The following is a 23,422-nucleotide window of genomic DNA, read 5'->3' on the forward strand; positions in this document are numbered from 1 at the left end:
CCCTCTTTCTTCTTAGCGGCAACTGCAAAAGCACCGCCAAATGCTCCTCCAATAGCGATTCCTAGAGATAACCAGAGTCCAATATTACCTGTGATTGCACCTATGGTGGTTCTAAAACAAACTCCTAATGCAACACCCATGGACAGTGCTTCTTCTTTTTTCATTTCATACGTTTTGCTTGTTGGACGCAGAAAGGATCAATTAGTTACGTGCGCCAAAGGTAGGGATCAATATATCGCGGATCACAAATAGGGGCAGTTGTGCTTTGGGTGAATTGTACGCTCCGCCAGTAAACACGAAAACTGCATCGATCTCCGGGAACACCACAATGTATTGTCCGCCGTTTCCACTCGCCGCGAATCCGGGAATTGCTTTTCCTTCATAGGGAAAGGCGTTCATCCACCACAAAAACCCATAGCCGCTCTCATCAATAAACGTGTGCTGATTCGTGGACTGCGCAATCCAAGCTTCAGAAACCAACAGCTGGCCGTTCCAATTTCCGTTTTGTAACACCAATTGCCCGATCTTAGCCATATCTCTAGGGGTCATATAAAGTCGCTTTGCAGCAGAGATCACCTCTTTTTTAGAGGTATGGTCCCAGCGGTAGTTGCTAATCCCTAAAGGGTCTAACAAATACTTTTTAGCAAAGCCGTCTAGAGACATCCCAGAAGCGCGTTCCAGTACTTCCATAAGCATTACTGTTCCAATGGAGCAATAGCTACTCACGGCGCCTGGTTCGTTGATTATAGAGAGGTCCAATGCGTATTGCAGCCAGTCTTTTTTGCGGTAAATACGATCTTCTTGTCCTGCGGAGCCTTTGTCGCGATCGTTGCAGTCCCAGCCAGGAGACATGGTCAAAAGGTGCCTTATGGTGATTTTTTCTTTGCGATAATCCAGATTCTTTTTAGCCTCTAGCGGGCGGAGGTATTTTTGAATGGGATCATCTATACTGCCGATAAATCCTTGATCAATTGCAATACCAATAAGTAAAGAACGGATGCTTTTTGAGGCCGATCGCAAATCGTGTTGATCATCTCGTTGCTGATCGTCAAAGTATTCTTCCAATAAGAGTTCGCCACCTTGCACTGCAAGAATGCTGTGCAGTTCGTGCTCCGCTTCTGGTAACTGCGCAAAAAGCTGATACAATTTGGTGGTGTCTAAGCCTTGTGTGCGCAGATCTGCCGTTTGCCAGCCGTCATTGAGTTGTTCGGGTTGGTTGTACTTGTAACTGTTTTGCGCAATGGCGCTAAAAGTTAGCAAACTGGTAAAAAGAAAAAGATGTAAACGCATGGTTTACAAGATATCCAAAATACGTTCCAAAGCCATGCCTCGGGAGCCTTTTATAAGAAGTAGGTGACCTTCCACATCTTTTTGCTGCAATGCGACAACCAGATCTTCATACTCACTGCATTTGATCTGCCCGTCATGGGCATTTACAGCGTAAAAGTTTGCGCCTACCAAAAAGACACGGTCAAAGTTGAGTGAATCTGCAAGATCGGCGATTGCTTGATGTTCTGAAGCGGCTGTTTCGCCCAACTCAAACATATCACCCAGAATGACTGTTTTAGCAGCTTCACTGTCTAAGTCCTTAAAACTCGTTAAAGTGGCTTCCATGCTGCTTGGATTGGCATTATAGGCGTCTAAAAGGATCTTGTTTCTCGGTTTGCTGATCCATTGGGAACGGTTGTTCTCCGGATTGTAGCTTTCCACACCTTTTTTGATCTGCTCCTCACTCAATCCAAAGTGCAATCCTATTCCAATGGCCGCTCGGATGTTCTTAGCGTTGTGCTCACCGATCAAATGGCTTTGTATTTCTGTATTATTGAGTTTAAAGATCACGCGAGGATTTGTGCCTAAGAGCTCCAAACTATTGCCCTCCATCTCTGGCCCAATGAGCAACCGTTTCATTTCTTGGGTCAACTCCATCTGCTTGGCGTCGTCCTGGTTTACAAAGACCATTTTGTCACGGGCTGCGATGTTTCGGTATAATTCTGACTTGCCTTTGATCACGCCTTCAATTCCACCAAAGCCTTCTAAGTGTGCTTTCCCAAAGTTGGTAATAAAGCCATAATCCGGTTCTGCAATAGCGGATAGTTCCGCAATCTCTCCTTGGTGATTGGCACCCATTTCTACGATCCCAAAGTCATTTTCTGATGTAAAGCTGAGCAAGGTAAGCGGTACTCCGATGTGATTGTTGTAATTCCCCCGAGTTGCTTTTAGATTGAATTTTTGAGACAAGACCGCAGCGATGAGTTCTTTGGTGGTGGTCTTTCCGTTGCTTCCCGTTAAAGAAAGTATAGGTAGGCCTAGTTGTCTGCGATGATAAGTTGCAAGCTCTTGAAGCGCTTTTAGGCAATCGTCTACTAAAAAGTAAGTGCCTTCCACAGGATGCTCGTATTCGGCTTGGTCAATGACCACAGCCAAAGCGCCATCGTGTAATGCTGGTGCCGCAAACTTATTGCCGTTAAAGTTAGGCCCACTGAGGGCAAAGAAGATCTGATTGGGTTCTAATTTCCGGGTGTCAGTACAAACGCCATCACTTTTTAGAAAGGCCTGATAAAGTTGCTCTAGATTCATCACTCACAAAAATAAGGGAAGCGGCGGTCAAAAAAAAAGCCCTGCATGAATCATACAGGGCTTTTTTAATATTTCCATTTCCTAATTTCTAGGACGCTTTCTGTCTTTAGATTTTGATCCTACGCGAGACATCGCACAACGGAAACCGATATAATCAGTTGCCATGTCCTGAGGGAAGAAGCGGCGTTGTGCCGGATCCAACCAGTAGTCACGATCTCTCCATGAACCACCCTTGTAAACACGAACCTCATTGTTGATAAGTGAAGTACGCTTGTTAGACTCGTCGTATTGACGGTCCATATTACCAGTGGAGTCATCTGTTCCAACCAAGTGCTTCGGCGAGTTGTACATACGCTTTTCATCGTCGTACTCAGCATCGTCGTTAAACGATTCGAAGTAACGCGTTGAACGTCTGTCACCATCGCGGTAATCACGGTTGTCACTCTGATCAAAGTTTGTTCTTAGGTAAGTCTCGTCTTCATCAACTGGAACCTGAAGAATCTCTCCTGGTAGGTTACGAGCAACGATCTTACCGTTGTTTAGGGTATCCCAAACAATAGAATCTGCAGTTACGATCTTCACTTTACCGTCTTCACCAATGTAGTTCTTGGTGTAAACATTACCACGGTAGTAGTTGAAGTCGTTGAATTCGTCATCTACAATCGGACGGTAGATATCAGCAACCCATTCGGCTACGTTACCGGCCATGTCGTAAAGACCATAATCGTTAGGCTGGTAAGACTTCACCTCAGCAGTGATGTCTGCACCATCATCACTCCATCCAGCAATTCCACCGTAATCACCATCTCCTTGCTTAAAGTTGGCCAATTGATCACCGCGGCTTCTGCGATTTCCAGAGCGTGTGTATTGTCCGTCCCATGGGTATTTCTTACGACCACGGTAAACGTTGTATGAACGCAATCCAACCAAACCTAAGGCGGCGTATTCCCATTCCGCTTCAGTAGGCAAGCGGTAAGCTGGCAATAGCAATCCGTCTTTACGCTGAACGTAAAGGTTGGTACTGTCTGTATTTCTTTTAAGCAATGAAGCAGAACGCTTTCCACCACGTGTGATTGAATCGTTACCTCCGTAGGCTTGAGATGGCGCATTCAAATAGGTTTGGGTGCTGAAAGCCTGTCCTTCTGTAATGTTAGTCTTAGCACCACGGGCAGTAAAGCCTTCTTGCTCTAAGATCAATTCATTAACACGGTCAGTTCTCCAGTTGCTGAATTCGGTAGCTTGAACCCAACTAACACCAACTACTGGATAATCTGCGTAAGCAGGGTGTCTCAGGTAGTTGTTGGTCATAACTTCGTTAAAACCAAGTCGGTTTCTCCAAACAAGTGTGTCTGGAAGTGCTCCGTCATAAATTTTCTTGTAATTGTCGTTTTCCGGTGGGAATACGCTCTTGATCCAATCTAAGTACTCGAGGTACATTAGGTTGGTCACCTCAGTTTCGTCCATGTAGAAAGACTGAACGTGTTGCTGATTTGGTGAGTTGTTCCAATCGTGCATCGGATCGTCTTGAACACGTCCCATGGTGAAAGTACCTCCTTCAATAAAAACTAGACCAGGACCGGTCTCTTGTTCTTTGGCTTGGGGATTGTACTGAAAGCCACCTTCTTTGGAATTCATCTTCCAACCTGTAGCGCGCGAACTACTTTTGTAGTCGCGGGATTTACTACAGCTAAAGATGATCGTGCTCAGGAATACAACAGCTAATAGCTTAAGTATTGTTGGTCGTTTCATGTTTTAGTTCTGTTAAGAAATGGGTTCGCAATATAGTAAATAACGTTATATCTTCAACATTATTTCTTTATTGATACTCGCAATGGCCCGTAGGCCATAGGATAACGCAGTATTTGCAACTTTAGTATACTATCTTAAAAAAAAATACATCGAAGCCTTATTTTTGTAAATACTAATACGTCATTTACGACGTTTTGAATGTGATGACCAAAAAAATTGCTTTTCTATTTCTGCTATTGCCCTTTTTAGGTATTGCGCAGCAAAATGCTGTAGTGCTGCCTTGGCAATCGCAAAATCAATTCAGTCCAGAAGCCACCGAGATACCTTTACGCAATGTTGACCAATTGGCCGGTGCTCAGGGTTATGTGTATTACAAGCAATGGGAAGATGGTCAAATAGTGAATCCGAATTCTCTGCAGATCTCCAATTTGAGATTCATACCGCTGACGGCTGCAGAACAGGAAGGTTTGGTTGCCGATTTGGTTCCAAACACAGTCTCTGCGACTATAGAGACGGCTCGCGCTCGGGACAAACAATACTCAGTTATTGGTATTACACCCATAGTCAAGCGGTCTGGACGTTATGAAAAGTTGATCTCCTTTACTGCAGATTACAGTTATCAAGCAACGGCTGGAGTCAAGAGCACTTCATTGCCCATAACCAACTCCGTATTGGCGACCGGAACTTGGTATAAATTTCAAATTGACCAAACTGGGGTCTATCGTATCTCAAGAAGTTTCTTGGCTTCTTTGGGGATGAATTTGGATGGAATCGACCCTAACACCATAAAAATATACGGGCACGGCGGGAAACCGCTTCCGCGACGAAACAATCAAAACGACGCATTTGATCTTCCCGAGGTGGCTATTCAAGTTGTAGGAGGAGATGATGGAAGTTTTGATTCAGGCGATGAGATCCTGTTCTACGGAGTTGGGACACGCGGATATATAGAAGATTTAGACACCAACATCAACCCATACAGCGATGAAGCTTATTATTACGTCACTGCGGGAGGAACACCAGGGCGTCGAATCGCTACCCTAACCGAACCTGATGGAGCACCCACAGTGGTGATCACACAATTTGACGATTATCAATTCTTTGAAGAGGATGACTTTAGTATCGTCAACGTTGGCCGCCGATGGTTTGGTAACCCTTTTGAAATTGAAAGCGAACAAACCTTTGAGTTTACCTTTCCAAATATCGTAGGGGGAACAGACATGGCCATGACCGTCAAAACAGCCGCGGCATCAGAATCGGTAACTACCATGGATGTTTCGGTGAACGGTTCGCCTCAAGATGTTTTGAGCTTTGTTGCCATTGGAGAAGTTGCCCTAGCATCAGGTGATAATTATATAGGAGTTGTTCCGGCTAGCGGAGAAGAAGTAACGGTAACCCTTACCTACAACAACGCGGGGAATCCGGCCAGTTTTGCATTTCTTGATTATATAGGTATTACTGCTAGAAGACAGTTAACCGGTGTTGATGGGCAATTCCCCTTCCAGTACAATGACGCTGCTGGCATGACTGGAATTGGACAATACAGCCTCAGCAATGCCAATGATTATACCCAGATCTGGGACGTAACGGATCCTCGGAATCCATTGGCTAAAGCAACCCAAGGGGAAGCCACCGTAGATTTGAAGGCGAATTTGGGGCAATTGAGACAGTATGTCGCGGTGACACCAAGTGACTATTTCTCCCCGATTCGAGCTGCAGAGACCTTTGTGGCCAATCAAAATCTGAAAGGGACTTTGATGCGAGATGCCAATGGAGATTTTCAAGACATAGATTATCTGATCGTTGCGCCGCCATTTATGATGCAGCCTGCGCTGAGACTCGCTGCGCACCGTGCGGACCGTGATGGCTTACGCGTAAAAGTAGTTTCCACGGACCGTATTTATGAGGAATTCAGTTCCGGGGCACAAGACATTGGTGCCATAAGAAACCTGGTTAAATACGTTTACGACAATGCTTCTAGTTCCGCCAATCGCATTAAGTATCTCTGCTTGTTTGGAGATGCCTCAGTAGATTACAAGGACCGCCTGTCGAATAACAATAATATTGTTCCAACCTATCATACCTTTAATAGTTTTAATACGCTCGCAGGGTATATGTCTGACGATTTTTACGGCATGATGGACCCAACAGAGGGGCGTATGGAATCAACCAACCTATTGGATATTGCTGTTGGGCGTATCGTTGCAGACGATGTGGCACTGGCCAATACCATGGTGGATAAGTTGATTCGTTATGACAACAAACCGGCATTCGGAAACTGGAGGAATAATTTTGTTTTGGTTTCTGATGATGTGGATGAAGCCTTTGAGTACAACACCTTAGAGGTGAGTTTGGATAATTTGGGAGACGATATCGCCTCCAACAAACCCTTTATTAACGTAAAGAAGATCCACACCGATGCCTTTTTGCAGGAAACTTCTGCTGGGGGTAACCGTTATCCGGATGTGAATGAAGCCATTGTGAATTCTATTGATGTGGGAACTTTGGTTTTGACCTATTTGGGACACGGTGGGGAAGACGGATTGGCCAAGGAATTTATATTCACTAAGGACGATGCAGAAGGCTTGCAAAACACCAATAGATACCCGCTCATTGTCACGGTAACTTGTGAATTCTCACGATTTGACAATCCGCTCAGGCCAACGGCTGGGGAATTTACCTATTGGAATGAGAACGGTGGTGCTGTAGCCTTGATCACAACAACACGGACCATTAGTGTTGGTTTGGGAGTAGATTTCAATAATATCTTGGCGCCACTTCTTTTTGCTTTTGGATCTGATAATTTTGACGCACCTTCAGAATCACTCAGAAAGGCCAAGAACCTTATTATATCTGATGAACGTAGACGTGTAGTATTCTATGTTGGAGATCCAGCCATGCAACTGGCTTTCCCAAAGCAACAAATTCGTCTCAATACCGTAAATGGAATTCCAATCACTACGGCCACAGATACCTTAAAGGCTTTGAGTCGTGTTAAACTCGGAGGAGAAGTACTGTCCCCTACAGGAGCGCCGCTGCCAGATTATAATGGAGTGGCACAGATCAAAGTATTTGACAAGAACGTTCAGCGACAGACTTTAGGTAATGACGGAGTGACTGCGACAGACGGGACACTTTTGATTTTGGACTATCAGACTTTAGGATCGGGACTGTTCAATGGACAGGCCACGGTTACCAATGGACAGTTTGAAATTGAGTTTGTCGTGCCGCGAGATATTGCGCAACCGGTTGGAAATGGGCGCGTGAGTTTTTATGCGGAAAAAGACAACGCCTTTGAAGATCAAACCGGATTCAATGAAGATATTCGTGTGGGTGGGCTCGATGAGAATGCCCCAGATGACAACCTCGGACCAGAGATCCAACTTTTTATGAACGATGAGAGTTTTGTCAACGGAGGCATCACCAACGATTCTCCTATCCTTATTGCCAAGTTGATGGACGAACACGGGATCAATACCGCCAGTGGTATTGGTCACGATATGCTTGCCATCTTGGATGGTGATGAGGCCAATCCAATTATTTTAAACGATTATTATCTGGCCGGCGTTGATGATTTCACAGAAGGAACAGCCAATTATCGTTTGAGAAATTTAGAAGAAGGACCGCATACGCTCACACTAAAAGCGTGGGATACTTACAATAATTCCAGTACTGCAGACATTCAGTTTGTAGTGGCGGGAGATGATGAACTCCGCTTGGAGCGGGTGCTCAATTACCCGAACCCTTTTGTGAACTACACTGAATTTTGGTTCAATCACAACAGGCCTTTTGAGCCATTAGAGGTTCAAGTTCAGGTCTTTACCGTGAGCGGAAAAGTGGTTTGGACTAAGAATCAAGTGGTCACTACTGATGGGTTCCTATCGCGCGATATCGTGTGGGACGGACGCGATGATTTTGGAGATCGCATCGGAAAGGGAGTCTACGTATATAAGCTAACGGTAAAATCAACTTTGACGAATCAGCAAGTAGAAAAATTCGAAAAACTGGTCGTCTTATAAAACGGAACAATGAAGTCCTTGAAAAAGTTCAAATGACTTCGAAAAATAAATTTATATTTGCTCAAACGACGAAATCTCATGAAGAAAATATGTATAGCCCTAGTGATGTTAATGATCGCAGGGAAATCAATGGCCCAGGAAACGGCAGAACAACGAGTGATCACCACAGGTGTTCCTTTTTTATTAATTGCTGCTGATGCTCGTGCCGCTGGTCTTGCCGATATGGGTGTGGCTACTGGAGCGGACGTTTTCTCACAACAGTGGAATCCGGCCAAATATGCCTTTTCGCTTTCTAAGCAGGCGATTGGTGTGACCTATACACCTTATCTAAGTCAATTGGTAAACGATATCTTCTTGGGTAACGTGACCTATTACAACCGTATCAATGAAAACTCAGCCGTAGGTGCTTCTTTCCGTTACTTTAGTAATGGTGAGATCGAGCTTCGTGAAACGGCAGGACAAGAGCCATTGATCGTTCGTCCTAACGAATTTGCATTGGACCTGTCTTATTCCTTGCGTTTGAGTGAGCGATTCTCTATGGCAGTTGCCGGACGCTTCATCAACTCTAACCTGCGTTTTGATCAGGTAAATGACGCAAGTGCTGCAAGTACTTTCGCAGTAGATATTGCTGGTTACTATCAGAGTGAGGAAATTGCATACAACAGCTTTGACGGACGTTGGAGAGCTGGTTTCAATATCTCTAACATCGGTCCTAAGTTGAGCTACGGAGATGATGCACCTGACAACAACATTCCAACCAACCTTTCTATTGGTGGTGGATTTGATTTCATCTTAGATGAATACAACCGTATTCAGGTGATGGCAGAGATCGACAAGCTATTAGTGCCAACTCCTCGTGATTTCAACGGAGACGGTGTGATCGATCAGGAAGATGCGCAAGAATATGAAGACATCAGCTTCCTTTCTGGAATCTTTGAGTCATTCGGAGATGCTCCTGATGGATTCTCAGAAGAATTGAAAGAAATGCAGTGGGCTTTAGGTGCGGAATACTGGTACCAAGATGTATTTGCTTTTAGAGCCGGTTACTTCAATGAAAGTGAAGACAAAGGTTTCCGTAAGTTCTTCTCTTTAGGAGCAGGTTTCAAATACACTTCCTTGGCTTTTGATGTGTCTTACTTATTCTCAACTTCTCGTTCTGTTAGTCCTTTGGAAGGAACGCTTCGTTTTGGTTTGACCTTCAACTTTGGAGATACCTACGACGAATACTAGAAAAACAAAAACATTTAAAAAGGCTACCTTATGGGTAGCCTTTTTTGTCTCTAAACAATTCAGTCCGCATGAAAGAACAGAAGATCACAACCAGTTTTGAAGTATATCCCGACTTGGAAGCCCTTCCGGTTGAGGCCAAGTTTCTCATGCAAAAAGCCATAGCGGCTCGAGAAGATGCCTATGCTCCTTATTCTAAATTTAAGGTAGGTGCGGCGGTCGCTTTGGAAAATGGAGTCTATGTAATCGGCAGCAATCAAGAGAATGCTGCTTATCCAAGCGGACTTTGCGCAGAGCGGGTCGCGATCTTTAGTGCGGGAGCGAATCATCCCGGTGTGGCCATAACGCAAATTGCCATTACAGCCACGGCTCCTGACTATGAATTAAAGGAACCCGTTACCTCTTGCGGAGCCTGTAGACAAGCTATGCTTGAATACGAGTATAAGCAGGAATCCGAGATTGAAATTTTCTTTATGGGAGCCTCGGGTAGCGTGGTAAAAACCAAGTCGGTAGCCAATCTTTTGCCATTAAATTTCAACAGTTCTTTTCTCTAAAACGTTTTCGTTGTGAAAATTAATTTTAGGGGTTTTTCTTATCCTTGGGAAAACCGTATTTTTGTTATTCTGTTACTGAAAAATTGTACTGAATAATTCAGAGCGACCAATGAAAAAAATCACCAAAAAAACATACCTCGACTGGTACGAAAACATGCTTTTCTGGAGAAAGTTCGAGGATAAGCTTGCACAGGTTTACATCCAACAAAAAGTTAGAGGGTTCTTGCACCTTTACAACGGACAGGAAGCTGTCTTAGCAGGAGCGCTTCACGCCATGGATCTGAGCAAGGACAAAATGATCACTGCATACAGAAACCACGTTCAGCCTATCGGGATGGGAGAAGATCCTAAACGCGTTATGGCAGAACTTTACGGAAAGGCAACGGGTACCTCTCAAGGTTTGGGTGGATCCATGCATATTTTCTCTCCGGATAAAGGATTCTACGGCGGACACGGTATTGTGGGGGGACAGATTCCACTTGGAGCCGGTTTGGCCTTTGCAGAAAAGTATTTTGATAAAGGCGGAGTTGTATTGACCTATATGGGTGATGGTGCGACACGTCAAGGTTCTTTGCACGAAACCTTCAACCTGGCGATGCTTTGGAATCTGCCTGTGGTTTTCTGTGTAGAGAACAATGGATACGCCATGGGTACTTCCGTAGAGCGTACCGCTAATCACTCAGAGATCTGGAAGCTCGGATTGGGATATGAAATGCCGTGTAAGGCTATTGACGGTATGAAGCCAGACGTAGTTGCCCGTGAAATGGATGAAGCCATTGAGCGCGCACGTAGTGGTGGAGGTCCAACTTTCTTAGAGATCAGAACATACCGTTACCGCGGTCACTCCATGAGTGATGCGCAGCACTACAGAACCAAGGAAGAAGTAGAGCGCATGCGTGATGAGGATCCAATCTCCTATGTGTTGGATATCATCTACAAGAAAAAATACGCTACAGAAGACGAAATCGCGAAAATTGATAAGCGCGTTAAGGATAAGGTTGCTGAATGCGAGAAGTTCGCAGAAGATTCGCCGTATCCAGATAAGAACGTAATGTACGACGTTGTTTACGAACAAGAAGATTATCCTTTTTTACCGCATAAACTATAACAATGGCTACAGTAATTAACATGCCTAGATTGAGCGACACCATGGAAGAAGGTGTTGTTGCAAAGTGGTTGAAGCAGGTTGGAGATTCCGTATCTGAAGGAGATATCCTTGCGGAGATCGAAACTGATAAGGCAACCATGGAATTCGAGTCATTCTACGCTGGAACCCTTTTGAAGATCGGGATCCAAGAAGGGGGAACCGCTCCAGTAGATGAGGTTCTTGCTATCATCGGTCCAAAAGGAACTGATGTAAGCGGAATTATAGAGAACTACGGAAAGTCTGGTAGTCAGCCGGCTGCAAAGCAAGAGGCACCAGCCCCTGCACCAGAAAAGAAAGTTGAGGCTCCTAAACCGGCCGCTGCTCCGGCACCAACTGCTGCGCCAGCAGCTCCTGCTGTAGCTAATGACGGTGGACGCATCTTTGTTTCGCCTTTAGCGAAGAAATTAGCAGAGGAACGCGGAATCAACCTAGCGACTGTAAAAGGAAGCGGGGAGAACGGGCGTATCATTAAGCGAGATATTGAGAATTACCAGCCAGTTGCTGCAGGCGCTCAAGCCTATGTACCTGTTGGTGAAGAAAGCTTTGAAGAGGTTAAGAACTCGCAAATGCGCAAGACCATTGCCAAGCGTTTGGGTGAATCTAAATTCACAGCTCCTCATTACTACTTGACCATTGAGTTGGATATGGATCACGCGATTGCAGCGCGTAAAGCGATCAATACTGCTCCAGATGTGAAGATCTCTTTCAACGATATGGTGGTGAAAGCTTGTGCTATGGCCCTTAGAAAGCATCCGCAAGTCAATACACAATGGGCTGGAGATGTAACTAGAATTGCGAAGCATATTCACATTGGTGTTGCTGTGGCAGTGGATGAAGGCTTGTTAGTTCCTGTATTGAAATTTGCAGACCAAATGACCTTCTCTCAGATCGGAGCCAACGTAAAAGAGCTCGCCGGTAAGGCTAGAAATAAAAAGTTGACACCTCAAGAAATGGAAGGCAGTACCTTCACAGTTTCTAACTTAGGTATGTTTGGAATTCGAGAATTCACATCCATCATCAATCAGCCGAACTCGGCCATCCTTTCTGTAGGGGCTATAGTTCAAAAGCCGGTTGTGAAAGATGGAGCCATTGTTCCTGGAAATGTGATGACCGTTACCCTTGCTTGTGACCACAGAACTGTGGATGGAGCTACGGGAGCCGCTTTCTTGCAAACCTTGAGAACTTATATTGAGAATCCGGTAACCATGTTCGTATAAGAACATCAGCATCGTGTAAATAAAATAAACCTGCTTGCGGCCCCTAGGGTTCAAGCAGGTTTTGTAATTTAAAGCATGGGAAAAAACATAATTATTACGGGAACCAGCCGCGGCATTGGTTTGGAATTGGTCAAACAGTTTACTGCCGAAGGGCATCGGGTTTTTGCCTTGTCCAGAAACGATGCTCCAACAGCATCTATTCTTGGGTGTTCCAGCATTTCCTGTGATCTAACGGTTGAAGATCAGATAAAAGCTTCCGTGGCAAAGATCCTATCAGAAGTAGATCAAATAGATATTTTGATCAACAACTCAGGATTTTTGGTCAATAAACCTTTTGGGGAGCTCACCGCTACAGATTGGTTGCAATCCTACAGCGTTAATGTCTTTGGAGTTGCCCTCTTGACTCAAGCAGTATTGCCTGCAATGCCTAAAGATGGCCATGTAGTGAACGTAAGCAGTATGGGAGGAATTATGGGGAGCGCGAAATTCCCAGGTCTCACGGCCTATAGCTCCAGTAAAGGAGCGTTGATCACTATGACCGAAGTGCTTGCAGAAGAATTCAAAGACAGCGGACCTTCATTTAATGTATTGGCCTTGGGTGCCGTACAAACAGAGATGTTGGAAGCCGCTTTCCCAGGTTACCAAGCCCCGATAACAGCTGCTCAGATGGCGGACTATATCAAGACCTTTGCCCTAAGCGGGAATACCATGTATAACGGCAAAGTATTGCCTGTATCTTCTTCAACTCCTTAATGGACGCTGTTTTAGAAAAGTATATTCCGAGCGCCGCGGTCCCGCTTTGTGTGGAGCTGATTAAAAAGAATGGCGTACATTTAAAGATTGTGAATCAGCGCGTTACTAGACATGGAGACTATCGTCAAATGCCGGACGGGAGTCATCAGATCACGGTCAACGCAGGAACAAACCCCTACAGATTCCTAATTACGTTGGTTCATGAAATTGCGCATCTGGTAGCATTTAAGACGTATTCTCGTCGAATCAAACCGCACGGAAAGGAGTGGAAGCGTACATTTACATCGTTAATGCTTCCCTTTATAAACACGCAAGTGTTTCCATCAGAATTGTTGCCGCTTTTGGCCTTGCATTTCAAGAATCCGAAAGCCAGCAGTGATACGGATGCGAGATTGGCTTTGGCGCTCGGTGTATACGATCCGCCAAGCGATGATAAATTTATTTTTGAGATTCCTTTTGGAGGCGTTTTTAGATTGTACAATGGAAAGATCTTTAAACGCGGTAACAGAAGGGTAAAACGTTATGAATGCGTGGAGTTGGCTACCGGACGGATGTACCTTTTTAGCCCCAACGCAAAAGTTGAACCGATCAGCTAAAACATTATGAACAGTGATTATTATGCGGTCATTATGGCCGGAGGAATAGGTTCCAGATTCTGGCCAGTGAGTACTTCAGCGTATCCAAAACAATTCCACGATATGTTGGGTACCGGAGATTCTTTAATTCAAAAAACATTTAAAAGACTGTCGCACTTGGTGCCAGAAGATCAGATTTTGATCTCCACCAACGACAGCTATAAAGATCTTGTGCAAAAGCAATTACCGCAGGTGAGTGATGCGCAATTGGTTCTTGAGCCTGTTATGCGAAACACAGCACCTTGTATTTTAATGGCGGCTTTAAAGATCTATAAAGAGAACCCTGATGCGGTGATGGTAGTAGCTCCGTCTGATCATTGGATCGAGGACGAGCAGGCTTTTACAGACAATATCAAGACCTGTTTTGAGGCTGCTGCCCAGGAGGACATATTAATGACCTTGGGAATCAATCCAACCTTTCCGAATACTGGTTACGGTTATATTCAGTATGAGGGCGAGGTTGCATCCGCAGTAAAACCAGTGATTCGTTTTACCGAAAAACCCGACTACGAAACGGCCAAAGCGTTCTTAGCAGAAGGGAATTATGTGTGGAATTCTGGAATGTTCATTTGGAGTGTAGCCAGCATTGTAAAGGCTTTTGAAACCAAATTGCCAGCCATGTATGCCTTGTTTATGCAAGGGATGGAGGTTTACAATACCGATAAAGAATTTGAGTTTGTTGGAGCGCGTTTCCCTGAGGCGAAGAATATCTCTATTGATTACGGTATCATGGAACAAGTCGATAACGTTCGTGTATTGCCTGCGACCTTTGACTGGAATGACCTCGGAGCCTGGGGTGCCCTCTACGACAAACTCCCAAAAGACAAGGACAATAACGTAGTGGTTCGTGCTAAAGCGCAACTGAACAATGCTACAGGAAATATGATCTATACGGCTGATGAGAAAGTAGTGGTACTCGAAGATCTGCACGATTTTATCGTCGTGGAGAAGAAAGATGTTCTTGTAGTAGTGCCTAAAGCAAAAGAACAAGAAATTAAGCGTATCTTGAACCAAGTGAAAGAAAACTTCGGAACTGATTACGCATAATTTATGGAGCAACAATCACAACAACCTGACGACGCTAAAACGCAGGTGCAAAAAGAACATATTAGAAAAGAAGCCAAAGGGCTTTTCAAAAGTGTCCGCCAATTTGTGGTGGACATCTTTGACTTTAGAGGTGACACAGATAGAGAATCTACGGTAGAAGCCGTTAAGGCAGATATTCCCTTTAAGGGAGCTACAGCCTGGATCTTGATCTGTTCCATCTTTGTGGCCTCTGTGGGACTGAATGCTAACTCCACGGCAGTAGTGATCGGAGCGATGCTTATCTCTCCGTTAATGGGGCCTATTTTGGGTATTGGACTATCCATTGCTATCAATGATATCGATACCCTGCGCAAGTCTTTGATCAACTTCGGAGTGATGGTGGTGCTGAGTGTACTCACTGCCTTCCTGTTTTTCTGGCTGTTTCCGCTGCGGGAAGAGACCTCGGAACTTCTGGGGAGAACCCGACCGGATTTTAGGGACGTGCTTATAGCCTTCTTTGGGGGTCTGGCCTTGATCATTGCCCGAACTAAAAAAGGGACCATTGCCAGTGTGATCTTTGGAGTAGCCATTGCCACCGCCTTGATGCCGCCTTTGTGTACGGTAGGATATGGTTTGGCAGAGTTTATTAAAGAAAATCCTAATGGCCTTTCGTTTGCTTTGGGGGCTTTGTATCTCTTCAGCATCAATACCATATTTATCGCCTTGGCGACCTTTATTGTAGTGAAGGTGCTCGGTTTCCCAATGATCCGTTATGCCAACAGTAAGCGCCGCAAGCGCATTGCGCGTTTTGCTTCTGTGGCTGCTTTGATCGTAATGTTGCCGGCAGGTTATACCTTTTATAATGTGATCAAGGAAAGCAGATTCAATGAGGCGGCCAAGAATTTTATCAATAACGAACTCAACAGTCTGGACAACGCTAATTATATAAAGCGTAACGCTACCTATAATTACAACAACGGCGAAGGTGGTTCTATTGTGATCACCACCTTTGGGCAGGACAACATCCCTGAAAGTACAGAAGCAGTCTTAAGAGGTCGTTTACAGGCATATCAGCCGTTGGTTAATGCCAAGTTTGAGGTGAATCAATCGCAGTTTCAAAATGGTTTTGAAGATGAGCTCCGCTATATGGAACAATTGCGTACGCGCGATTCCTTGGATTTACTCAGTCAGTCTCAAAAGATCCAATACTACGAACAGGAATTACTCAAGCTGCGGATGTTGGAAAGAGATCTGATTCCGTTTCAGGATATCTGTGACGAGGCGCGCATCAACTACGATGCTCTGACCAGTATTCAATACGCCAAGACCTATGTCAATGACTTTAAAAAGATAGACACCTTAAATGTCTTTGCGATACGCTGGAACGATTCCTTGCCTTTGGATCAACGTTCCGCTTATACCAAAAGGCTTACCAATTGGTTGAAGTTTAAACTCAAAGCAGATACCCTAGTGGTTCAAGAACTGCAATAAAAAAAGCGCCTCTACGGCGCTTTTCTTGTTTTATAAGTTGAGGACTTATTGTTTGATAAACTGCTTGCTTACCGTTTGTCCCTCAATCTCCAATTGAATTAGGTAAACTCCTTTATTCAATCCAGAAACGTCAATGCTGTTGTTTTGATCGATACTTGTTTCAAGTACGCGTCTTCCGTTGGTGTCATAAACGGCTACAGAAGTTTCTGAAAGATTGTCTAAAGAGAACTTCAAGCTGTTTACAGCAGGGTTTGGATAAACCTGTAAACCGTTGATCTCAAAATCGGTTACAGCCAAAGGAGAATCTCCTTCTGTATACTCATGCGTAGTATTGATGTCTGGATTAAGGTATTCGTCAACATTACCACTAGGCCATTTGATGATCAATTTGTCAATGCTTCCGGCAGTACCCAATCCGAAGTGACCCGTTAGACTGCTCATGTGGCTAAAGCCAGTTCCAGAACGGATCTCACGAATTTGGATTCCCCAATCTCCGTAGATCTCAATACGGGCTCCAATTCCTTGAATATTACTCTCTACCCCGATGAGTTTAGCTTTTACCCAGTTGTTAGAGTTTCCAGAGTTGATCCAAAGGTCGTTGTTGCGAACCACATCTAGGAATCCGTCGTTATTCATATCGCCAATTCCTCCTTCATCAAAAGGAAGATCGTAACCCGTGAAGGTACCGTCACCGTTGTTGAGGTATAGTTCGCGTGCAAGCTCAGAAAAGATATCTACAAAACCGTCGTTGTTGAAATCGGCAGCTTGATTTTCCCAAGCACCAAGATCATTTGGATTGATCCCTGTAGATCCAATAATGTCTACAAAGTTTCCGTTTCCGTCGTTTTGCATAAAACGGTTCTGATTGGTATGGTTTACAATAAAGGCATCAAAGTCACCGTCATTGTCAAAATCTTGGAATACCGTAGACCAGCTTTGTGCGTTGTCACGCATTCCAATATCTAAAGCGTTTTCCGTGAAGGTTCCATCACCGTTGTTGGTGTACATGGCATTATCTCTGTCTGGATCTCCAGCACTAGCACCACCTCTACACTTGGTCAAGAACATATCGGTATCGCCGTCATTGTCGTAGTCTACCCAAAGAGAAGCATAGTTTCCTGGGCGGTCCAAAGTGACTATCAAGGTTTGATCCATTACCAAGTTTCTACTGCCGTCATTGCGGTACGGGTGAGATTCATCAACATCGTGACAAACAAAGGCATCCAAGTCTCCGTCATTGTCAATATCGATCACATTAGAACGCTGCGAGAAGATATAGGTAGAATCACTGTTGTCGTATGTGAATCCGCTAATCGTGGTTCCGTCTGTTGAATCCGCGTACAAGAAGGATGCACGGTTTCCGTTTCCTAAAACAAGGTCGGTAAAGCCGTCTCCATCAATGTCTCCAGCCGCAATACTCCAAGTTGGAGGAGAGGCAATACTCATCGAGAAAAACTGTGATGTAAAAGTTCCGTCAGGATTCTGGAAGTCAATTCCAACACCTCCACCAGAAACACGAACATAATCGTCTAGGTTATCGCCGTTCATATCAACAGCGGTCTCTGTTCCTGAGGTAGGGTAAGACGCGATCAGATCGTCTTCATTGGTAAAGCTAACAGTTTGAGAATACATGGTTGCAACAGCCAAAAGAGCAGCTGCGCAGAGCGTAATTTTTTTCATATTATCTTTTTAGAGGCTTAAATGTACTGTTTTTCTGGAACTTGACTCCGGTTTATCTGGGAGCATTTTCCTTGAGCTGTACTTCTCGGATCTTTTTGAAGAGGTTGGACGAATACACAAAATTGGTCACGTCCTTGTTATCGGTTTTAAAGATTTCGTTGTTGGAGCCTTGCCAAACCAGGTTTCCAAATTGCAGAAAGCAGATCTTTTCACCGATCTCCATTACAGAGTTCATGTCGTGCGAGTTGATCACGGTGGTGATATTGAACTCCCGAGTGATCTCTTGGATGAGGTTGTCAATGAGGATGGAAGTACGCGGATCTAGCCCAGAGTTGGGTTCATCACAAAAAAGGTACTTTGGGTTGTTGACAATAGCACGTGCAATGGCAACGCGTTTTTGCATTCCCCCTGAGATCTCTGAAGGAAATTTTTTGTTGACGTTTTCCAAGTTGACACGAGCCAGTACGGTATTTACGCGGTCCAGGAGTTCATCCTTCTTTTTGTTGCTGAACATGCGCAGGGGAAACATCACGTTTTCTTCTACAGTCATGGAATCAAAAAGCGCACTGCCTTGAAAGACCATCCCGATATCTTCTCTGAGGTCTCGTTTTTCATCATCATTCATGTCCTGAATGGCCTTGTCTTGAAAGAAGATTTTACCCTTCTCAGGAGTGAATAAGCCCAATAGACATTTTAGAAAAACAGTCTTTCCAGAACCACTCGAACCAATGATTAAATTGGTTTTCCCTTGTTCAAAGGTCGTGGTGATCCCTTTCAGAATTTCTTCTTCCCCAAAGCTCTTATGTAATCCTTCTACACGTATCATTAGCTGAGTAACATTTGGGTGATTAAATAATTCATCAAAATGATCAATACCGAGGTCCAAACAAAGGAGTTTGTATTGGCCTTACCGACTTCTAAAGCTCCCCCTTTCATAAAATACCCTTGCCAGGAAGGCACGGTGGCCAGTATGAAAGAAAATACAAAGGTCTTGATAAAGGCGTAGGTCACGTGGAAAGGCGTAAAGTCAGACTGCAATCCTTGAATAAAAGCATCGCTAGTGCTGAATCCGCCGTAAACTCCGGCAACCCATCCACCAACAATTCCAATGAACATAGAAATACCAATAACCAATGGGAAGAACATCAACGCGATGATCTTTGGGAAGACCAAATAATTCAAGGAATTGATACCCATAACCTCCAAAGCGTCTATCTGCTCAGTAACGCGCATAGAACCAATACTCGAGGTTATTGCAGATCCTACCTTACCCGCCATAATGATGGCCATAAAAGTAGGCGAGAACTCTAAGATGATGGATTGTCGCGTTGCAAAACCGACCAAATACGCGGGAATCAAAGGGTTGGAGATGTTCAATGCCGTTTGGATAGCGACTACACCACCCACAAAAAAGGAAATGAATCCAACGATCCCCAAAGAGTTGATCACCAGTTCGTCTACCTCTTTTAGAATAAGGTCACGCAGTACAGAGGCCTTAGTAGGTCTGCTAAATACACCGCGTAGCATAATAAAATACGAGCCGATGTCTGCTAAAAGCTTCTTTGGATTCATCTACAAGCGAAGGTACTAATTATTTAGGCGTAAAGACAGTCACATACTATTTAAGCGCTGCAGCGATCTTATCGAAGATTCCGGTGTTTTCATAGATGCCCGTAAAAGCTTCTGCTCCCGGGCCAAAGGCCAAAACAGGAATCATGGTAGCAGAATGTCCTCCGGTTGAAAAGCTCGAGGCAATGCTGTTGTAGTCACCCTCATTGGCTGCTAAAGTAAACCCACCAGTTTCATGGTCTGCAGTAACTATAACCAAGGTTTCTCCATCTTTCTGAGCGTAGTCTAGAACAGCGCCGATTGTTTTGTCAAAGTCTAACATCTCTCCAATCAAATAATCAGCGTCATTGTCATGCCCGCCCCAGTCAATTTGAGAGCTTTCTATCATCAAAAAGTAACCGTTCTCATTCTGAGACAAGCAATCAATTCCTTTTAAACTGGCCTGGGTTAAGAAATCTCCACGGCCTTCAATGAATTTAGGTAAAGCATTTACCGCCATAAAGATTCCCATCTTTTCTGCAGTAGTAGTTGGAATAGCGGTGGTATCTAAGGCAAAACCTTTGTTTTGCAGTTCGCTCAGTAAGTCTTTCTCATCACTGCGCTGATTAAAATATTTGAGTCCGCCTCCGGCAAAGTAGTTCAACTCAGATTCAACAAGATCTAAAGCAATGTCTTCTTGCATGTTTCTAGAAACAACGTGCGCATAAAAACTAGCTGGTGTAGCATGAGTGATGGTTGAGGTAGCTACAACACCGCTGCTCATGTTCTGTTTTACGAGCATTTCTGGAAGATTCTCAATGACTGTGCTGTCGCTGGCCACGCCAACGGCGCCGTTGTATGATTTTGCCCCACAAGCAAAGGCCGTAGCTCCAGCTGCAGAATCTGTGATCAATTGAGCCGATGAAGATGTTTTGATGAGTCCAACTACCGGAAAGCGCTCTAAGTTGGGAGTACTCTCCCCATAGAATTGCGCCGCTGACATTTGGCTAACACCCATCCCATCACCGATCAATAAGATCACATTCTTTGGTCCTTTTGATTCTGGTGTGGTGGTAACTTCTTTTTCAGAGGATTGATTTTGACAACTCAAAAGCAGTACGCTTAGGAGCAGAGAGCCCAATATTTTCATATCTATGATTTTTGTAAAAATACAAATACCCAGGCAGCTAGAAGTATCCCTAGCGACCAATTAACTTTTGGGTAATACTGCGGTAGCGTTGTTTGCGCATAAAAGCTCCTTGCGGCTTGCTCAGTAGGAATGTATCTCCGCTAAACCAGGACTTGAAATAGCCGATAATCGTATAGTAAAAGAAGCTTGCACTCTTTTTTCGAACGGCCATTTTTAAGCTGGCGATAGTGGTTAGAAAGAAGCGGTAGCGCATGCGGTAAAAGGCTTGTCCTTGCTTAAAGCGGGCTTTTCGGTTATAAGTTTTCCCTGTGGGCTTTAAATGCTTCACGGCAAGCTCAGGTAGGGTGACCACCCGCCAGCCGTGGTATTTGGTTAAAAGCTCATCAACGGTATCCCAGCCCATGGCTTCCACCAAACCTTCATTCTGCTCAAAGCAGGCCTTCCGATATGCTTTGAGAGCTCCGCGAATGTGATCTTGACTTGTCAGATTTTCTAAAACCCATTGTCCGTTTTCTAGAATATGACAAAAACCGCCAACCATCCCAATCTCGGGGTCCGATTCAAAAGTGGTTTTATGCAGTTCTAAATAGTTCTCAGGAAAAATCAGGTCTGCGTCGTATTTACAAATAATATCAACTTCTTCACTGAGGTGTTCCAGTCCAAAATTAAAAGCGGCAATGACTTTAGAACCGGGCAAATGTCCTTCTTCAACTTTGGGTTTTTGAACGAGTTTTAACTGCGGATGGGATTCGGCATATCTGGAGACGATCTCAGTGGTATCGTCTGTTGAACCGTCATCAACCACGATAATGTGTGCCGCGCCATAGCTTTGATTCAAAAGTGAATCCAAAGTCTGGCCAATGTGATCGGCCTCGTTATGTGCAGGAATGATTATGCCAAATTTCATCAGAAGTAGCTTTTACTACTGAAAGCGAAAGTAAAGAAAAAGCAGAACAACTGCTGCTTAATAATTGCCGACTTGTCCTTTGGAAGGGCGTTGAGCGTAGACCAAATAGTAACGTGGAGTAAAGCGTCTAAGAAACGGTCGTATCCCGATTTTTTTGGTTGGGTTAGTGAATTTCTTGCGCTTGATGATCTGCCAGCCCGCTTTTTCTAGCAACCAATCAAATTGCCAATCTTCAAACTCGTGGTAGTGTCTGTCACGCTCATCAGTCTTGCTTTGATACGCACTGGCAAACCACAGTTTAAGCGGCACAGAAGCCACTAAGTAGTTGGCTGAAGATTCTTGCAGCAGTGTAAAGGGTGCGACTAAATGTTCTAAGATCTCAAAGGCGGTTAGCACTTCGCGCTCCGTATTCTTTACTGCGGATACATCCAGGTCAAGATCTTCACCGGTAGTGTTCTCAACATCGTAACCGGCCTCGGTCATGTATGCTGTAAACGGATTGGTAACCCCTAGGTCTAAAATGCTTTTATCCGTAGGGACAACTTCCTTTAAAAAATCTAAAGTGAGCTGATAGCGCTTCTTGGGAAGCTTGCCGTCGTACATAGACTAGATTTGGTAAGCGATTGCGTTAATATGCATTCCGGCACCCACACTGGCAAACATGATCACATCACCGTTGTTGAGTTGGTGCTCTTCCATTTGTCCTTTGCGAACCATATCAAAAAGGGTAGGTACCGTTGCTACAGAACTGTTGCCCAATTTGTGAATGCTCATCGGCATAATTCCTTCTGGAATATCTGCTTTGTAAAGGCGATACAAACGTTTTAAGATGGCTTCATCCATCTTTTCATTGGCCTGGTGAATAAATATCTTCTTGACCTGCTCAATACCAACTCCCGCCTCATCCAAACAGGCTTTCATGGCGTTAGGAACGTTGGTTAATGCAAATTCGTAGATCTTGCGTCCATCCATTTTAATGTAACGTGTATCTGGACAGAGGTCCTTGTTGTATGACTTTCCGAAGTATAAGAAATAAGCCTCGTCATAGGTAAAACTAGCCGTTTTATGCCCCAGTATACCTCCGGAGGCCGAGTCGTCTGCTTCTACAATGGAAGCTCCGGCACCATCCGAATAGATCATGGAATCTCTATCGTGCTTGTCAACTACGCGAGAAAGGGTCTCTGCTCCAATAACCAAACAACGTTTGGCCATTCCCGCTCTAATAAACGCTTGGGCTTGAATCATTCCTTCTACCCATCCTGGGCAACCAAAGAGAATATCGTAAGCCACACAGTTAGGATTTTTGATGCGCAAGCTGTGCTTTACGCGAGAAGCCAAACTCGGCAAAATATCACTTTGGATGGCGTTGTGTTTTACATCTCCGAAATTATGGGCAACGATTATATAGTCTAATGTTTCTGGATCAATCTTGGCGTCTTCAATGGCTTTTTCTGCCGCAAAGAATCCAATGTCAGAAGCTGTTAAATGATTCTTGACATAGCGGCGTTCACCAATACCAGTGATGCCTTTAAATTTTTCAATTATGACTTCGTTAGGATGTGAAAAGGGAGCTCCGTTGCTATCTAGAAACTCATGTTTATCAAAGTCTTCATTCTTCTCAACGCTACTCGGGATGTAGCTGCCTGTACCTGTGATTTTGATGCTCATTATGGTTGTGTTGCGATTTGCAATTCGGCTAAACTAAAACATATAACGCACAATTCCTGAAAATTATGCAAAAG

Annotated in this window: 18 protein-coding genes and 1 pseudogene; 9 read left to right on the forward strand and 10 right to left on the reverse strand. The window is 44.4% G+C overall.

Annotation, left to right across the window (positions count from 1 at the left end; all coding sequences use genetic code 11):
- Positions 1-201 precede the first annotated feature (201 nt).
- The 3 genes from HRT75_RS03300 to gldJ all read right to left on the reverse strand — a co-directional run bounded on the left by HRT75_RS03300 (position 202) and on the right by gldJ (position 4,326).
- Positions 202-1,290, reverse strand: coding sequence for a serine hydrolase (locus tag HRT75_RS03300; protein WP_291182658.1), 1,089 nt, complete (start codon positions 1,288-1,290; stop codon positions 202-204).
- A 3-nt stretch (positions 1,291-1,293) separates the two neighbouring features.
- Positions 1,294-2,577, reverse strand: a complete 1,284-nt coding sequence (murF, locus tag HRT75_RS03305) for a UDP-N-acetylmuramoyl-tripeptide--D-alanyl-D-alanine ligase (protein WP_291182660.1) — start codon at positions 2,575-2,577, stop codon at positions 1,294-1,296.
- Positions 2,578-2,658: 81 nt separating this feature from the next.
- Complete coding sequence (gene gldJ, locus HRT75_RS03310) at positions 2,659-4,326, reverse strand: gliding motility lipoprotein GldJ (RefSeq protein ID WP_291182663.1); 1,668 nt, start codon at positions 4,324-4,326, stop codon at positions 2,659-2,661.
- A gap of 203 nt (positions 4,327-4,529) precedes the next feature.
- On the opposite strand from gldJ, the gene porU reads away from it, so the two are divergent.
- The 9 genes and pseudogenes from porU (at position 4,530) to HRT75_RS03355 (ending at position 16,395) form a co-directional block, all read left to right on the forward strand.
- The gene (porU, locus tag HRT75_RS03315) at positions 4,530-8,345 is read left to right on the forward strand and encodes a type IX secretion system sortase PorU (RefSeq protein ID WP_291182665.1); all 3,816 of its coding nucleotides are present in this window, start codon (positions 4,530-4,532) and stop codon (positions 8,343-8,345) included.
- 78 nt (positions 8,346-8,423) lie between these two features.
- Positions 8,424-9,575 (forward strand): type IX secretion system outer membrane channel protein PorV, encoded by a 1,152-nt coding sequence (gene porV, locus HRT75_RS03320; protein ID WP_291182667.1) that lies wholly within the window; start codon positions 8,424-8,426, stop codon positions 9,573-9,575.
- A gap of 68 nt (positions 9,576-9,643) precedes the next feature.
- Positions 9,644-10,126 carry a cytidine deaminase gene (cdd, locus tag HRT75_RS03325; protein ID WP_291182670.1) on the forward strand — a complete coding sequence of 161 codons (483 nt, stop codon included), beginning with the start codon at positions 9,644-9,646 and terminating at the stop codon, positions 10,124-10,126.
- A 109-nt stretch (positions 10,127-10,235) separates the two neighbouring features.
- The gene (gene pdhA / locus HRT75_RS03330) at positions 10,236-11,234 is read left to right on the forward strand and encodes a pyruvate dehydrogenase (acetyl-transferring) E1 component subunit alpha (RefSeq protein ID WP_291182672.1); all 999 of its coding nucleotides are present in this window, start codon (positions 10,236-10,238) and stop codon (positions 11,232-11,234) included.
- Positions 11,235-11,245: 11 nt separating this feature from the next.
- Positions 11,246-12,490 (forward strand): annotated as a pseudogene (locus tag HRT75_RS03335) (pyruvate dehydrogenase complex dihydrolipoamide acetyltransferase); the annotation flags it as partial.
- Between the two features lie 75 nt (positions 12,491-12,565).
- Positions 12,566-13,243, forward strand: coding sequence for an SDR family oxidoreductase (locus HRT75_RS03340; protein ID WP_291182674.1), 678 nt, complete (start codon positions 12,566-12,568; stop codon positions 13,241-13,243).
- The gene (locus tag HRT75_RS03345; protein ID WP_291182676.1) at positions 13,243-13,839 is read left to right on the forward strand and encodes a SprT-like domain-containing protein; all 597 of its coding nucleotides are present in this window, start codon (positions 13,243-13,245) and stop codon (positions 13,837-13,839) included. The genes HRT75_RS03340 and HRT75_RS03345 overlap by 1 nt, the downstream gene beginning before the upstream one ends.
- Positions 13,840-13,845: 6 nt before the next feature.
- Positions 13,846-14,925 (forward strand): mannose-1-phosphate guanylyltransferase, encoded by a 1,080-nt coding sequence (locus HRT75_RS03350; protein WP_291182678.1) that lies wholly within the window; start codon positions 13,846-13,848, stop codon positions 14,923-14,925.
- 3 nt (positions 14,926-14,928) lie between these two features.
- Positions 14,929-16,395 (forward strand): DUF389 domain-containing protein, encoded by a 1,467-nt coding sequence (locus tag HRT75_RS03355; protein ID WP_291182680.1) that lies wholly within the window; start codon positions 14,929-14,931, stop codon positions 16,393-16,395.
- Between the two features lie 45 nt (positions 16,396-16,440).
- Here the strand turns inward: HRT75_RS03355 and HRT75_RS03360 are convergent, their stop codons facing one another.
- The 7 genes from HRT75_RS03360 to HRT75_RS03390 are packed head-to-tail and all read right to left on the reverse strand — an operon-like array spanning position 16,441 to position 23,348.
- Positions 16,441-18,075, reverse strand: coding sequence for an FG-GAP-like repeat-containing protein (locus HRT75_RS03360; protein ID WP_291182682.1), 1,635 nt, complete (start codon positions 18,073-18,075; stop codon positions 16,441-16,443).
- Positions 18,076-18,127: 52 nt separating this feature from the next.
- Positions 18,128-18,901, reverse strand: a complete 774-nt coding sequence (locus HRT75_RS03365) for an ATP-binding cassette domain-containing protein (protein WP_291182684.1) — start codon at positions 18,899-18,901, stop codon at positions 18,128-18,130.
- On the reverse strand, positions 18,901-19,647 hold the full coding sequence (locus HRT75_RS03370; protein WP_291182687.1) for an ABC transporter permease: 747 nt from the start codon (positions 19,645-19,647) through the stop codon (positions 18,901-18,903). The genes HRT75_RS03365 and HRT75_RS03370 overlap by 1 nt, the downstream gene beginning before the upstream one ends.
- Before the next feature lie 46 nt (positions 19,648-19,693).
- Positions 19,694-20,773: an alkaline phosphatase gene (locus HRT75_RS03375; RefSeq protein ID WP_291182689.1), complete on the reverse strand. Its 1,080-nt coding sequence runs from the start codon at positions 20,771-20,773 to the stop codon at positions 19,694-19,696.
- A gap of 49 nt (positions 20,774-20,822) precedes the next feature.
- A complete protein-coding gene (locus HRT75_RS03380; RefSeq protein ID WP_291182691.1) occupies positions 20,823-21,680 on the reverse strand; it encodes a glycosyltransferase family 2 protein in 858 nt (285 codons plus the stop codon).
- 57 nt (positions 21,681-21,737) lie between these two features.
- Positions 21,738-22,283, reverse strand: a complete 546-nt coding sequence (locus HRT75_RS03385) for a methyltransferase (protein WP_291182693.1) — start codon at positions 22,281-22,283, stop codon at positions 21,738-21,740.
- Positions 22,284-22,286: 3 nt separating this feature from the next.
- Entirely contained in the window at positions 22,287-23,348 is a 1,062-nt protein-coding gene (locus HRT75_RS03390) for a 3-oxoacyl-ACP synthase III family protein (RefSeq protein WP_291182696.1), read from the reverse strand.
- Positions 23,349-23,422: the final 74 nt, after the last annotated feature.

Source organism: Gilvibacter sp. (genome assembly GCF_013214815.1).
Classification (GTDB): Bacteria; Bacteroidota; Bacteroidia; order Flavobacteriales; family Flavobacteriaceae; genus Gilvibacter.